Raw genomic sequence first — 13,581 nt, 5'->3', positions numbered from 1 at the left:
TAGACATACGGAAGCGCGCCGAATTTCTCGGACACCGGGTCCCACGCGGTGCCCGTGAGAAACCCGAGCCCGAATGTCTTGATCGAGAGCCCCGCGCCCCTGGCCGTCTCGAAGACGATGAGCGCGACGACCACAAAAACGAGGGCTGCCGCGCCGCCCAGGGTGGCGCGGTAGACGCCGTCGGCCGTGATGCGGGCGGATTTCACCGGTCGGCGAGCAGAGGCTTCCCGGCGACGGTGAGCTTGCGCAGCGTTGTCTCGTTCACTTTCACCACGGCGGCCGGCAGTCTGGCGTAGTCGAGCGACGCCGCCACCTCCTGACCTTCGTGGATCGCCCAATCGATGAACTCGGCGAGCGCACGCCCCTTCACCGGATCCTTCTGATCCTGGTAGACGAGAAGGAACGTGAGCCCGCAGATCGGGTACGCGTCCGGCGCGGGGGAATTCACGATGGGGGTGCGGACGTCTTTCGCGAGGAGCGCCGACGCGCCTTCCGCCGCGGCCGTGGTCGAGGCGAGCGTGGGCTCGACAAAGGTTCCGCTCCTGTTCCGCACGTGCGCCACCGGAAGACGATTCTGCTTCGCGTAGGCGAGCTCGATGTATCCGATCGAGCCCTGCGTCTGACGAATCAGCCCGGATACCCCCTCATTTCCCTTGCCGCCGATTCCGACCGGCCAGCTCACCGACGTGTTCGCGCCCACGAGCTCCTTCCACGGCGCGCTCACCGCGGACAGGTAGGTCGTGAAGATGTTCGTGGTTCCGCTCCCGTCCGAGCGATGCACGGGGAGAATCGGCGCCGCCGGAAGGGCGACGTCCGGATTCGAGGCCGCGATACGCTTGTCGTTCCACGTGGTGATCTTCCCCATGTAGATGCCCGCGATGGCGTCCGGCGTGAGCTGGAGCGGCTGCTTGAGCGAGGGCAGGTTGTACGCCATCACGACCGCTCCCCCCACGGTGGGGACATGTAGGATTTTCCGCGGCATCTCCTTCAAGCGGGCGTCCGAGAGCGCGGCGTCACTGGCGCCGAAATCGACGGTGCCCGCCTTGACCTGCTGGATCCCGCCGCCGCTCCCGATCGATTGGTAGTTGATCTGGATCCCGGTCTTTTCGTGATACATGTCGAACCACTTCGAGTAGATCGGATACGGGAATGTCGCGCCGGCGCCCGTGAGAGCGACCGAGGCCGTCGAAGCTTGAACCGCCGGCACGAAGGAGCCGAGCGGCGAGCCGGCCACCGCCAGCGCGAAGAGGGTCAGCCAGAGAGTCTTTCGGTCGATATTCACGTGGATCCTCCTTTGGGTCTTAGGGACGGCCGTCAAGGTTTGCTGAATCTGTAATAGAAGGTGAGCCGGCCCTGCACGTCGTGGTGCGCGGGGGCGATTGCGGTTCCTCGCGCGCGGTATTGGGTCGCCTCCACGTTCGGCATCACGTGGACGTCTTTGTAAGGCTGCCAATCGAGCCCCGCGATATAGAGATCCGAATCGACCCGGTTGGCTGCCCGCGTGTTGGCCTGCCACCGGTCGTAGCGGGCGTAGGCTGCAACCATGGGCGACGCGCTCATCCGGCCGAAAACGGAGAAGCCGAGCGGCTCGGTGTTGGGACCGGTCGAGGAGTGGAGGATCTGGTCGACGATCTCGGCGCCGATCGCGCCCCGCTTCAGCTCGTAGCCGGCGAAGAGCTTGTAGAGCGCCTTGTCGGCCCCCGCGACGCCCGCCTCATAGTCCACGTACGGCTCCAGCTTGAGGTCGCGGATCAGGCTCAGGGGCAGGCTGAAGTAAAACCGCTTGTACCGGTTGTTCTCGGGCTTCTGCCCCTGGCCGTTCCCCACCATCGCCGAGTAGCCGATCTTGTGCGCGGCGTCCGCGAACCCTTTCATCTCGACCCCAACGTCGGCGGAGGGCGAGATGCCGCGGAAGTCGGCGATCGTCTTCTCGATCGAGCGGTACTGCCAGAATTCTTCGGAGTTCTCGAATGTGGGGGTCGAGATCTCCCCGAAGAAGAAGTTGCCTCGCGGGACAAGATTCTTGACCTGGAGGTAGGCCGCCTTGACGAAGACCCCGAGCTTCCCGTCCGATGTGAGTGATTTGCTATCCACCTCGAGCCGGAATCGCGTGGAGAACTTGATCGAGAGGTCGTTGTCGAGCTGGAAGTAAACGCGGCGGAGCTGGATCCCGTTCAGGTCTTTTGTGATGGGTCCGTTTCCGTCGACGTTGACCTTGCCCAGATCGGTGGAGCCGGAATAGGTGTGAACCGGATCCCCGCCCGCGTTGTAGTAGGCGTCCCCGAACATGTAGCCGCTGATCCGGCCACGGGGGAAGTCGGGTTCCGTTTGCTGAACCGGGATGGGCGGCGGCGTCAGAGGAACCCCCTCCGGGACCACCGGGGCTCCGGTGGGCGGGGTGTTCTGCGGAACCGCCTGCGAATCAGCGAGAGCCACGGTCTGCGAGGCCCCTTGTGTCAGGCTTTGGGGAACGGCTCGCGGAGGCTCCTGAGCCCGCGCTCCCAACGGAATCAGAAACGTCACCACCGCCGCCACGATCAGTTCGCGTCCTCTCATTCCCTCTCCTCTCCTGTCTCGGTGATCATCCCGCTCCCTCCATCTCGGGAGCGGCCCCTGTTGCTCAGGAGAAAGAGTAGGTTGGGGTTGTAACGGGGGTGTTACGGCTTCCTGACTTCGGAGTAACGCGGGGGCTGGGATCGCGGGGCCGCGACCGGGGCTGCGGCAAGGCTAGGCGCGCCGGAGCGATTCCATCATCTCGCGAACAGCCTGGGCCATGCCCACGAAGACCGCGCGCGCGATGATCGAGTGCCCGATGCTCATTTCAGGAAAGGGGTAGATCTTGAGGAGCGGCCCGACGTTTTTCACGTTGAGCCCATGCCCGGCGTGCGGCTCGATCTTGAGTCTCTCCAATTCGAGCGCCGCGGCCCGGATTCGCGCGAGCTCGCGCTCGGCGGCCGCCGTTCCCCAGGCGTTCGCGTAGGCGCCGGTGTGAATCTCGACGATGACGGCGCCCATGCCCTGCGCCGCATGGATCGTCTTGGGATCGGGATCGAGAAAGAGGCTCACGGTGATCCCCGCCTGCTTGAGCCGCGCGCAGCCTTCGCGAACCCGGGCCGGATCGCGGTTGAGATCGAGGCCGCCCTCTGTGGTCAGCTCCTGCCGCCGCTCGGGAACGAGCGTGGCGCGGTCGGGCCTCAGCGCAACCGCGATTCCCACCATCTCCTCGGTGAGAGCCATCTCGAGGTTCAGGATTCCCCGGCGGAGCGCTCGCAAACGGGCCACGTCATCGTCCTGGATGTGACGCCGGTCTTCCCGAAGATGGACGGTGACGCCCGAAGCGCCCGCGTCGAGGGCTTGCACCGCGGCTTCGACAGGATCCGGCTCGCCTCCGCCGCGGGCCTGGCGAAGCGTGGCGACGTGGTCGACGTTGACGCTCAGCTCGGTCGTCATGCCGGGAGGATCGCGCGATGGAGCGTCATGGGTCGCCGCGCCTCAGAGCGCCACCCGCGAGATCGGCACCAGCTCCACGCCTTGGGCTTTGATCCGCGGCAGCTCGGATTGCAGGATATCGAGCACGAGCGTGCTCGGTCTCACCACGACGACGATCGAGCCGTGCTGCACGGCGGACGCAACGATCTCCTTGATCCGATCCCGCACCGCGGATGCCGCCGCGCGGTCGCCGTCAAGGGTCGCCGCGACGGTGAGCGTGCGCGCTCCAGTTTCCTCCCCGATTTCCTCCACCATGCTGGGCCCCGAGACGTGCGCGTCAATGAAGGGGAGATCGCGCCGCTTCAATTCGTCCAGGACCGCCCGTACGACGTCCGGGTCGTTGAGCGCGGCGCTCCCGAGCCTGCTCACGACGGCCTGCACCGGGCCGACCTCGGACAGGCATCGCGTGATCCGGTCCTCGATCTCGATGCGGGAAAGATCGAGAAGGATCGCATCCTTGCCCGGATCGACGCGGGGGTAGCCCTTGGGTTCCATCGGCAGGTGCAAGAGGACTTCGTGGTTTTCGAGGCGCACCTCCCGGCCTATCCGCGCGGCCTCGGGCTTATCGGGCCGGAGCGCCACGGAGAACAGGACCGGGCTCTTGAGAAACGAACGATAGACCGCGACCGGGCTTTGGTCGAGGTCGGTCACGATGAGCGCGATCTGGGCACCCCGGTCCGCCACCGCCTCGCTCGGCTCGACCACGATCGAATGTGTGACCTGCTTGCCGAACCCAAGACGGAGATCCAGGAGCACACCCGCGAGCGGCCCCGGTCTCTCCACGCCCCGGATGACGTTGCCGCCGAGAAGCAGCATCGCCTGGGTGAGCGCGTCGTTGATCTTATACAACGAGGCGCGGCGCGGCACCTGGATGTGCCATTGAATCGGCGCGCGGCTTGGGCCGAGCGAAGCTCCGGCTGCATTGTCGTCGGTGGTTGCGGCGGCAGGCGCGGCTGTGCGCTCCTCGATCCGGCTTTTGTCGATGCCGATTTCCTCGAGGGCACCCCGGAGCGTGCGGCTCGTCAGACGAAGGAGCCCCGCGCGGTCTCCGCCCCGGACGTTGCGCAGGTATTCGGATTCGATCCTGAGACGGAAACGGTCCCAATCGGAGTCAACGATGAGCGGCTTCGCGCCTGCGTCCTCGGTCCGAGGCGGTGTCGGGCGGATACGCGGGATCGGGGCATGGGTACGCGCAAGGAGCACCGTGACCCCTGTGAGCACCACGACGATGCCGATGAGGAGCCCGCGCGAGGGCGCGCGGCGACTTTTGCGCGGGGGACCGCGTTTCTTGCGAGCCAAGGTTTTCGGTCGGTAACGGCGGTGAACGCGGTGCTGCCTGCCGGGCGGATTCTAGGTGCGGGGGTCCGGGGGTGTCAAGGAAGGGGGGCGGGGCGAGTCAGCGGATTTCCGTCCAGCGCCCAATGGTCCACGTCGTGTCGGTGGGTGAGCTGGGATCGGGGGTCTTGGGCTTGAAGTGGAACTCAATCGTCTCCTTATCCCGCGTGATCGTGTAGGAGTCAGGATTGTCGGAGATTAACAGCTTGTCTATAGGGTTCTGGATTACGGTCCACCCAGGCGGATCCCCAAGATCGGTGTAGCGAATCAGCCTAGGGGTGAGCTCCAACTGGACAACTGCGGTGCTGCGGTAGAGCCCCCAGATGTGCTCGACCTCATCCGCCTTCGTGAAATTATAGCTCTTGACCGAATCGGGATTGCTCTGGTCAATGGTCATGCCGGTATAGTTCAGGTCGAAGAGCGTGTCGTATGCCGCCGGGTCCCGATGTTGGTATGCGGTGGCGAGGTTTCCCAGCACCCACTCAGGACTTGTAGGCGGCTTGTAAATCGGGGGGGGAGGCGGGCCACCGCCTTTGCCTTTGATGGGGCTGAAGATGCACCCCGAGAAGAGCACACTCAAGAACACCAACGCTACTGCCAGCTGGCTGCATCGCGTTACGTTACAGCACCGAAGGGAGATGGTGTCGCGGATAGCGGACAGGATCGCGTGTGCCTCGTTTGGCTGGTCGCCTACAATTGATCCTACCTGAAATGGACTCTGGAATCAACCCTGCTGGAATCAACCCTGATGGAGGTCAGCGGTTCCAAATCGCGCGCCCCGAGACCTCCGCGGCTTGGAGTCAGAATCGATAGAGGCGCCTCAAGTACCCCCACGTCCTTGCGCCGGACGTGTCCCGCCTGTCCTGCCAGTTCACGATGTGCCACTGGGCGTCGGAACCCTGGACAATCGTGAGATCGGCGCGGCCGCTGAAGAGCGTGTCCGGAGCCGCCTGCGAGGCATGGATGATTAGATGATAGGCGTAGTAGCGCACCTCCGTGCGTGGAGGGCCAGGAGATATTACTGTCGTCGCGTACATGGAGTCGAAGAACGTCTTGTGAAAGGTGGCATTCCCCGCAAGGAGCGACGCAACATTCGATTCGACGGTCCGCGTCCAGTTTGCGTATACTGTGTCGGCCGCCGCGATGGAGTCCGCATCGTCGGGGTGAAAAGCGAATGCCGTGTCCAGCATGGCGGTATAGCAATCCAGGCCGACGGAAGAGGCGTAATTCGCGAGCACGTTGGAAACGACGTCGTCCGGCGTGTTGGGCGTGAGGCACACCACGCCGGCCCCGCCGCCGGGACGAACATCGCGCGGCTTGAAGAGGCCGCAGGCGAGCATCTGAGGCGACATCAGCGCCAGAGCCAGGACCGTCGCGCGCACCGCTGTGGCGCGCCTCATCAGAAGTCCTTGTGGAACGTGACGCCGGCGATCCAGTCGTCTTGTTCGTTCAGCGGATCGCCCGGATTCCGCTGTTCAGTGTAAGCCCCGATGTGCTGTGCCGACCCCCTCAGGGCCGCGCCTCCCATCAGCGTCCGCTCCACCGTCGCACCGACTGCCAGATTCCACCGGTTGTCCACGGTCCCGGTATTTGTCGCCGGAAAGTGGGACTTCGTGTTGCCGAGGCTTTGGGTCACGAAAAGTTGCACCCCGGCCATAGGCATGATTCCGAGCGTGGCTCCCAGGGTTTGTTGGTACGTTTCGCTTCCCACGTTGTATTCGCGAGTTCCGCCGCCGATGGGCCTGGTGAACGAGCCGCTGTCGCGGAACAGGAAGTTGTGGGTCATCTGAATTGTCGCGACGCGGAAGATCGAATCGGTCACGGTGGTGTCTATGCGGCGGATCCGACTGAGCACGTTTCGAGACTCGGCCTGCGAGTCATCGTAGATCTGATATACGACGTTCAGGAGATAGCCTTGGGCAATGGTCAGCGTTGGGCTCACGCCGAGCCTGAGCGAGGCGTCCATCTGATACGTGCTTTGAATGTTGTTGTTTCCGGACCGGGACCGATCAATCGCGATGGCGTGGCCTTGAGTCGTGGAGAAATGAACCGTCGTGCTGCAGCGCGCCGAGACGACGTAGCCGCCACCGATGTTCACGTACGTGCGAAGGTTGTCCTGGTCGAGGGTCGAATCCACATATTGAGAAGAAAAGAGCGACACCGTCCCAGCCGCATCCAGGGCGAGACGCGGGGAGAGTCTGTAGGCACCGTTGACCTGCAGGAATCGGGAGATGTTGAGCCCATTGCCGGTCGCCTGCCGCTCATTCTTCTTGCGATCCAGGTTGAGCACGGCGCTCGCCCGCGATCCGCTGGAAGGAGAGAAGTTGAATGAGGTTTGCATGGTTTGAGAAGTTACGAGGCTCGACCGGTTCGCCCGAAGGGCATATTCGCTCAACGAGCGATTCATTGAGCCCTCCACCGCGATCTGGGCGCCAACCATCGGGGCGAACTCCGCGTGGAGAAGCCCGCCACGCTGATCGATGGAAAGCTGCTCCTGACCGCGCAGGCTCTTGTCGAAATATTGCTGGGTGTTATGGACTTCCCGCACATTCGCCCAAGCCAGCACGCGATGGATTCCGCCATAGGAGAGTTTCGTCTGGTATGTCTCACTCTCGTTCGGGCTCTCGAATCGGGACCGGTCGAGCACCTCCACCGGAGATCCGTCGAGCGCGCGGGCGAAGTCCCGAAGGTGGCTCGTTGTCCTAGGGTGGACGCGGGTCCCCGAAGCGTCGGTCGTCACCTGAAACCAGGTCTTAGGACTCCACACCATTTGCACGCTGGCTCCGTCTTGGCGGCCGGACATATAGGTGGAGTCCCGCTGGTCGTGCACGAAGATCGAGTCGACCCCCACCGAGTCTCCCGCCGCGTTGTAGCGGGTGAGGAGGCGGAGCCGTTCCTGCCCCAGCGGGCGCACCGTTAGCCCGTGATCTCGCTGGAGCTCGCTCGAGACAACCCCTTGCAGGCTCATCGACCGCCACGGATTGATGTTGTATTGGCCGCTGACCTTGAGCCTGTTCTGCCTCTGGCTCGTCTCGGAGACGAGGTCGGTGGATACTACCCGGTTGAACGTGCCGTTCAGGGTGAAGACCAAGCTCCGCTGCGCACGAAAACTCAGGGCCCCGGTGATCGCGCCGTTCTGGCCGCCCAGCCCGGCGCTGCGGGGGAAATCGATGGTGCTGTTGCTGCCGCTCGCACTCAACGACATCCGTCCGCGGCTGAGACCGTACAAGAGTGTCTGCGTCCAGGTTCCGCTCGAGATATCGCGGTTGTAGGAAGTCTCATACGCGACCGGCGACGGGCTTGACTGCACCAGCGTAGAGTCCGGGCCCCCCGGTGCACCATGCGCGGTCGCCGCCCCGTTCGGGATCGAGAACGCAAGCAGGGTGCCCGCCGTGAGCGATACGAGCCAGGCGCCGGAGCGCCGCATCCGCTCGCCGATTCCGCACGCGCTCATCCATCACCTCCCGGCCGGCCCCGGCCGATCCACGCCCTGGCGAGTGCCGCGAATTCCGGGATCGAGAGCGTCTCGCCGCGCCGGTCCGGATCGAGCCTCGCCTCCTCGAGAAGCGCGCGTGCCTCGCCCGCCGCCAGCCCCAGCCCGCGCGCGAGCGCGTTCGCGAGGGTCTTGCGCCGCGCCCCCATCGCGGCCCGGGCCATCCGCGACGCGGCTTCGCGCTCCTCGGCGCTCGTGCCGGGATAGGGACGCGGCGTGACCTCGAGCACCGTGGAGTCCACTTCGGGGCGGGGATAGAACGCGCCGGGCGAGACACGGAAGCATCTCTTGATGTGGGCGTTCAGGCCGACGAACACGCTGATGGAACCGTACTCCTTCGAACCCGGCTTGGCCGTGAGGCGCTCCGCGAATTCGCGCTGCACCATGAGGAGCGCCCTTCCGACGCGCTCCTTCTGCCCGAGGATCCACTCGAGCGCGGGCGTCGTGATCGAATAAGGGAGATTCCCGACCACGGTCACCTGTCCCGCCTCGGGAATGAGCGCGCCGACCGGGCGGTCCAGGATGTCGCCCCGGACGACGCGCGCCTTGGGGAAGGGGCGAAGCTCCTCTTCCATGTGCTCTGCCAGGCGGAAGTCCAATTCTACCGCGACGAAAGGGCGGCCAGTAGAGGCCAATTCGATTGAAAGCGCGCCCAACCCCGGGCCGATCTCGACGATCGGCTCGAGCGGATCTTCGATCCAATCGGCGATCCGCCGGGCGACCCGCGGGTCGCACAAGAAATTCTGCCCCAGCCGCTTGCTCGGGCGCACGCCCAGATCGCGGAGCCTCGCGGGCACGCCGGACGTGGCGGAGCTAGCGCTCGGCGGCGCACCGCGCCGGCCCGCCCCCCTTCGGCCGGCCCTAGAGACGGAAGAGGCTTCGCGAGGCCGCGTCGGTGGCTTCCTCGAGCGCCCCCGGCGCGACCCCGAGCGACCCCGCAAGCTGGTCGAGGACCAGAGCGAGGTAGGCGGGCTCGTTTCGCTTGCCCCGATGAGGCATGGGAGCGAGATAGGGGGAATCGGTTTCGAGCACGACGTCGGCCAGGTCGAGCTCGCGGAGAATCGCCGGCAGGGGGCTCTTCTTGAATGTCGACGAGCCTCCCACTCCGATCTTGAACCCCATCGCGAGCACGCGACGGGCGAGCTTGAGGTCCCCCGCGAAGCAGTGGAAGCTCCCCCCGGCGGGTAGCGAGCCCTCTTCCTCGAGAATCTCCGCGACCCTCTCGGCGGCCTTGCGGTGGTGGAGCACGAGCGGCTTTCCCGTCTCCCGCGAGATCGCGATGTGCCGCCGCAGGAACCTTTCTTGAACGTCGGGCGGCGCGTTTTCCTTCCAGTGGAAGTCGAGCCCGGTCTCGCCGATTGCGACGACCTCCGGCTCGCGCGCGAGCGCCTCGATCTCCTTCATCTCCGCCTCGCGGCCCTCGCGAACATCGCAGGGGTGCATCCCGACCGCGGCGCGCACGTGGGGATGCCTTCGCGAAAGGTCGACCGCGCGCCGGCTCGACTCGGCGTCGGTACCCGCCTCGACCACAAACGACACGCCGGCGGAAACCGCCCGTGAGAGCACCTCCTCGCGGTCCGAATCGAACTCGGGCCGTCCCAGGTGCGCGTGGGAGTCGATCAACGCTCGATCCGGGGGAAGAGGGGCTTCGAGGGACCGAGCGGCTCACCGGATGCGGGGGCGGGGAGCAGTGCCCCCGCGGCGGGCAGCCGAACCTTCTCGATCGAGGGCGTGAGCCTCAGCGTCGCCCACACCTCGCGTGCCTTGGCGGGCATGACCGGATAGAGAAGAAGCGCCGCGTGCTGGAGCGCGGTCACGAGCGTCGCGAGCAGCGCGTCCAGCTCGGCCGCGCGGCCAGGATCTTTCGCCAGATTCCAGGGCGCCTTCTCCTCGACCAGACGATTCGCGCGGCGGATGACCGACCAGACCGCCTCGATCCCTTTCTCGATTTCGTACCGCTCCATCGCCTCGATGTAATCCCGAACCGCGGACGCGATCGTGTCGCCCAGGCCTTCGATCGGGCCGGCCGCGGCGACCCGGCCACCGCGGTAGCGATGGACCATAGACACCGTGCGCGTGAAGAGATTCCCCCAGTCGTTCGCGAGGTCGGCATTGTATCGGTCGATGAAAAGCTCCCAGGTGAAATCGCCGTCGCGGAAAAGCGGAACTTCCTTGAGCACGTAATAACGGAGCGCGTCGGCGCCCCACCGATCCACGATCTCGAGCGGGTTCACGATGTTCCCCAGCGATTTCGAGAGCTTCTCCCCCTGAAACTGCACCCATCCGTGGCCGAGCACCGTCTTGGGGAGCGGGAGCTTGGCGCTCAGAAGCATCGCCGGCCAAATCACGCAGTGAAACCGCGTGATGTCCTTACCGATCACGTGGAGATCCGCGGGCCAATAGCGCGAGTAGTCGCCGTTCGTATCCGGGTAGCCGACTCCCGTGATGTAATTGATGAGCGCGTCGAACCAGACGTAGACCGTGTGAGACGGATCGTTCGGGAAGGGAATCCCCCACGCGATCGACGCGCGCGAGACCGAGATGTCCTCGAGACCGCTCTCGACGACGTTCACGATTTCGTTCCGGCGCGTTTCAGGGACGATGAACTCGGGATTGGCGCGGTAATGCTCGAGAAGCTTCGGCCCGTATGCGGACAAACGAAAGAAGTAGTTCTCCTCGCTCACCCACTGCGGCACGGTCTTGTGGATGGGGCATTTCCCGTCCACGAGATCCTTCTCCGGATAGAAGCGCTCGCAGCTGATGCAGTAGTGGCCCTCGTATTTTCCCTTGTAGACGTCTCCGGCAGCTGAGATCGCGCGAAAGAGAGCCTGCACGCCTCGGACGTGGCGGGGCTCCGTGGTCCGGATGAAGTCGTCGTAGGAGATGTCGAGCCGCTTCCAGACCGCCTGGAACACTTCGGCCATCCGGTCGCAATATTCCTTGGGCTCCATCCCCCTCTCGCGCGCGGCCTTCTCGACGTTGATCGAGTGCTCGTCGTTTCCCATGAGGAAGCGCGTATCGAACCCGGCCATCCGCTTGTACCGCGCGATGGTATCGGCCGCGATCTTCTCGTAGGCGGTGCCTAAGTGGGGAGGGTTGTTGACGTAATCGATCGCGGTGGTGATGTAGAACTTCGCCATCAATTTTCCGAAATGGGAAACTGAAGCTTGGCTCCTTTGACGCTCTCTCCGTCCCCGGGTTTCGTGCCGCGGGCCCCGCATCTCGTCTTGTCGCAGCCGCGCCGCCTGTCGCGCGTCGGCCCGACGACCCTCGTGCCGGCGGGAAGCTCGGAGAGCGCGAGCGGGGTCTCGTGCCCGCTTTCATCCAAGAGCAAGAGCGTGCGCCGGAAGATGTCGACGCGGGAGACTTCCTGCTCGACACCCGCGAGAACCAGCTTGCTCCCGATCTTCGGAAATTCGCGGGCCGCCTCCTTGTAGAAATCGAGCTCATAGCGCAGGCAGCATTTCAAGCGGCCGCATGCGCCGGAGATCTTGGAAGGACTCGGCGAGAGTCCCTGGTCCTTCGCCATCTTGAGCGTGATCGGCTCGAACTGGCGGAGCCAGGTCGCGCAGCACAGCTCCCGCCCGCACGTTCCGACGCCACCGATCCGGCCCGCCTCGTCGCGCACGCCGATCTGGCGCAGCTCGATCCGCGTGCGAAAGATCGAGGCGAGATCTTTCACGAGATCGCGGAAGTCGACGCGCTTCTCGGCCGTGAAGAAGAAGGTGATTCGGTTCCCGTCGAATTGGTACTCGACGTCCACGAGCTTCATGTCGACGTCGCGGTGGATGATCCGCTCCTTCGCCGTCTCGAACGCGCGGGTCTCCTTCGCGCGGTTCCGCTCGGACGCCTCGAGATCCTCCGGCTGAGCCGGGCGGAGCAGCTCCCGGAGCTTCGCGGGCGCGTCATCGCGCTTCACCCACTCGCTCGTGTGGTGGACCTTCCCCAGATCGACCCCGCGGTCCGCCTGAACGATGACCCAGTCCCCTTCTTGAACCGGAATCTCACGCGGATTCGTGAAGTACTCCCGCCGGCGTCCTTTGAAAATGACCTCGATCAGCTCGTTCATAGCGTGATCCCCGCGCTGCGGGGTTCCTCTCGAATCGATCATGTCCGACCCGGCGCCATGCGATACTGGGCCGACGCGACCGCGTAGGGGATGGTGACGTTGGACTGGACCGCCTCGGCGATTTCCTCGAGCACGCGCACCCTCTGCGTCAGCGATCCCGCGGCGATCGCGCGCGCGTCCGCCACGACCTGGCGGCGGAGGTCCTCGTTCTCGAGATCGGCTCGCTCTCCCATGATCTGACAGCGCAGCACATCGCGGTAATAGTGGAGCGCGAGCGAGACCGCCGCAAGAAATCGCGGGCGGTCACGATCGAGGCGGCCCCTGCGGAGCGGGCCCAAGATGGCGGGCTCTCTGGGGTGGACGAAAAGATCGAGCGCCAGCGCCCTGAGTCTCGAGAACTCCCCCTCATCGAGGACCGCTTTCCCGGTGCCGTCGAGGGGAGGCTCGAAGTGTTGCAGCGCGCGGCCGAGGCTTCCTTCGGCGGTGGCGGCCGCGAGACGGGCCACGGGCTTGGATATGCCCCTCTGTTCCACGAGCACCTCCGCGATGGTCTCGGTCGAGAGCGGGCGGAAGCGCACATGCAGACAGCGCGACTGGATGGTCGGCAGGAGCGCGCGCACCTGGCGTGCGCCCAGGATGAGCACCCGGTTGGGCTGGGGTTCCTCGAGGATTTTCAAGAAAGCGTGCGCCGCCGGCGGCGTCATCGCCTCCGCGCGTTTCAGGATGAGCACCTTGGCGCCCTCCTCTCGCCGGGCGGTCAGCGAAAGGAACTGCTTGGCGCGCGCCAAATCCTCCACCGAATGAACGCCCGGCTTGGCGAAAATCGGCAGGAAGTACGGGTCGGTCGCCATCCGGGAGAGGATCGCGGCGCGGGCTTCGGAGCGGGCCTCCTCCGCCTGGCGCTCGGTTCTTCCCTCGGAGGAAAAGGTCGGAAGCGGCACAAGAAGCTGGAGATCGGGGTGTCTGAGCCCGAGGACGGCGTGGCAGGCGTCACAGGTGCCGCACGGAGAGCCGTCCTCGCCCTTCGATTCGCAGAGCAGCGCCCGCGCGAAATAGAGCGCCGCCCGCGTCTTTCCGACGCCGGACGGGCCGTGGAAGAGATAGGCGTGCCCGATGTGACCGGATTGCAACGCGGCGCGGAGAAGCGTTAACGCTTCATCCTGGCCGCGGAGAGTCTCAGCAGCCATGGTTCGAT

General features: G+C 65.2%; 13 protein-coding genes. All 13 read right to left on the bottom strand.

Annotated features, from left to right (window positions below; genetic code table 11):
- On the bottom strand, window positions 1–206 hold a 206-nt coding region (locus tag E6K76_11800; protein ID TMQ56991.1), incomplete at its 3' end, for a phosphate ABC transporter permease subunit PstC.
- Complete coding sequence (pstS, locus tag E6K76_11795; GenBank protein TMQ56993.1) at window positions 203–1,276, bottom strand: phosphate ABC transporter substrate-binding protein PstS; 1,074 nt, start codon at window positions 1,274–1,276, stop codon at window positions 203–205. The genes pstS and E6K76_11800, both read right to left, overlap by 4 nt.
- A gap of 38 nt (window positions 1,277–1,314) precedes the next feature.
- Window positions 1,315–2,556: a hypothetical protein gene (locus tag E6K76_11790; protein ID TMQ56990.1), complete on the bottom strand. Its 1,242-nt coding sequence runs from the start codon at window positions 2,554–2,556 to the stop codon at window positions 1,315–1,317.
- 171 nt (window positions 2,557–2,727) lie between these two features.
- A complete protein-coding gene (locus tag E6K76_11785) occupies window positions 2,728–3,450 on the bottom strand; it encodes a pyridoxine 5'-phosphate synthase (protein ID TMQ56989.1) in 723 nt (240 codons plus the stop codon).
- A gap of 42 nt (window positions 3,451–3,492) precedes the next feature.
- Window positions 3,493–4,788: a divergent polysaccharide deacetylase family protein gene (locus E6K76_11780; protein ID TMQ56988.1), complete on the bottom strand. Its 1,296-nt coding sequence runs from the start codon at window positions 4,786–4,788 to the stop codon at window positions 3,493–3,495.
- A gap of 97 nt (window positions 4,789–4,885) precedes the next feature.
- Complete coding sequence (locus E6K76_11775; GenBank protein ID TMQ56987.1) at window positions 4,886–5,302, bottom strand: hypothetical protein; 417 nt, start codon at window positions 5,300–5,302, stop codon at window positions 4,886–4,888.
- A 322-nt stretch (window positions 5,303–5,624) separates the two neighbouring features.
- Window positions 5,625–6,224 carry a hypothetical protein gene (locus E6K76_11770; protein ID TMQ56986.1) on the bottom strand — a complete coding sequence of 200 codons (600 nt, stop codon included), beginning with the start codon at window positions 6,222–6,224 and terminating at the stop codon, window positions 5,625–5,627.
- On the bottom strand, window positions 6,224–8,278 hold the full coding sequence (locus E6K76_11765) for a hypothetical protein (protein ID TMQ56985.1): 2,055 nt from the start codon (window positions 8,276–8,278) through the stop codon (window positions 6,224–6,226). The genes E6K76_11770 and E6K76_11765 overlap by 1 nt, the downstream gene beginning before the upstream one ends.
- Entirely contained in the window at window positions 8,275–9,258 is a 984-nt protein-coding gene (gene rsmA / locus E6K76_11760) for a ribosomal RNA small subunit methyltransferase A (protein TMQ56984.1), read from the bottom strand. Before rsmA ends, E6K76_11765 begins: the two co-directional genes overlap by 4 nt.
- Window positions 9,179–9,940 carry a TatD family deoxyribonuclease gene (locus tag E6K76_11755; protein TMQ56983.1) on the bottom strand — a complete coding sequence of 254 codons (762 nt, stop codon included), beginning with the start codon at window positions 9,938–9,940 and terminating at the stop codon, window positions 9,179–9,181. Before E6K76_11755 ends, rsmA begins: the two co-directional genes overlap by 80 nt.
- Window positions 9,937–11,538 carry a methionine--tRNA ligase gene (gene metG, locus E6K76_11750; protein ID TMQ56982.1) on the bottom strand — a complete coding sequence of 534 codons (1,602 nt, stop codon included), beginning with the start codon at window positions 11,536–11,538 and terminating at the stop codon, window positions 9,937–9,939. The genes E6K76_11755 and metG overlap by 4 nt, the downstream gene beginning before the upstream one ends.
- The gene (locus E6K76_11745; GenBank protein ID TMQ56981.1) at window positions 11,457–12,428 is read right to left on the bottom strand and encodes a hypothetical protein; all 972 of its coding nucleotides are present in this window, start codon (window positions 12,426–12,428) and stop codon (window positions 11,457–11,459) included. Before E6K76_11745 ends, metG begins: the two co-directional genes overlap by 82 nt.
- Window positions 12,425–13,573, bottom strand: a complete 1,149-nt coding sequence (locus E6K76_11740) for a hypothetical protein (GenBank protein ID TMQ56980.1) — start codon at window positions 13,571–13,573, stop codon at window positions 12,425–12,427. The genes E6K76_11745 and E6K76_11740 overlap by 4 nt, the downstream gene beginning before the upstream one ends.
- Window positions 13,574–13,581 lie beyond the last annotated feature (8 nt).

It is taken from the genome of Candidatus Eisenbacteria bacterium (assembly GCA_005893275.1).
Lineage (GTDB): Bacteria > Eisenbacteria > RBG-16-71-46 > SZUA-252 > SZUA-252 > WS-7.
Note: the sequence above shows the minus strand (reverse complement) of the source record. Positions and strands in the feature narration are given on the sequence as shown.

Bases quoted from the DNA above. Each gene is read 5' to 3' on its own strand.
- E6K76_11745 (TMQ56981.1), bottom strand. From the start codon at position 12,428: ATGATCGATTCGAGAGGAACCCCGCAGCGCGGGGATCACGCTATGAAC.
- E6K76_11740 (TMQ56980.1), bottom strand. From the start codon at position 13,573: ATGGCTGCTGAGACTCTCCGCGGCCAGGATGAAGCGTTAACGCTTCTC.
- E6K76_11785 (TMQ56989.1), bottom strand. From the start codon at position 3,450: ATGACGACCGAGCTGAGCGTCAACGTCGACCACGTCGCCACGCTTCGC.
- E6K76_11790 (TMQ56990.1), bottom strand. From the start codon at position 2,556: ATGAGAGGACGCGAACTGATCGTGGCGGCGGTGGTGACGTTTCTGATT.
- metG (TMQ56982.1), bottom strand. From the start codon at position 11,538: ATGCGGGGCCCGCGGCACGAAACCCGGGGACGGAGAGAGCGTCAAAGG.
- E6K76_11770 (TMQ56986.1), bottom strand. From the start codon at position 6,224: ATGAGGCGCGCCACAGCGGTGCGCGCGACGGTCCTGGCTCTGGCGCTG.
- E6K76_11765 (TMQ56985.1), bottom strand. From the start codon at position 8,278: ATGAGCGCGTGCGGAATCGGCGAGCGGATGCGGCGCTCCGGCGCCTGG.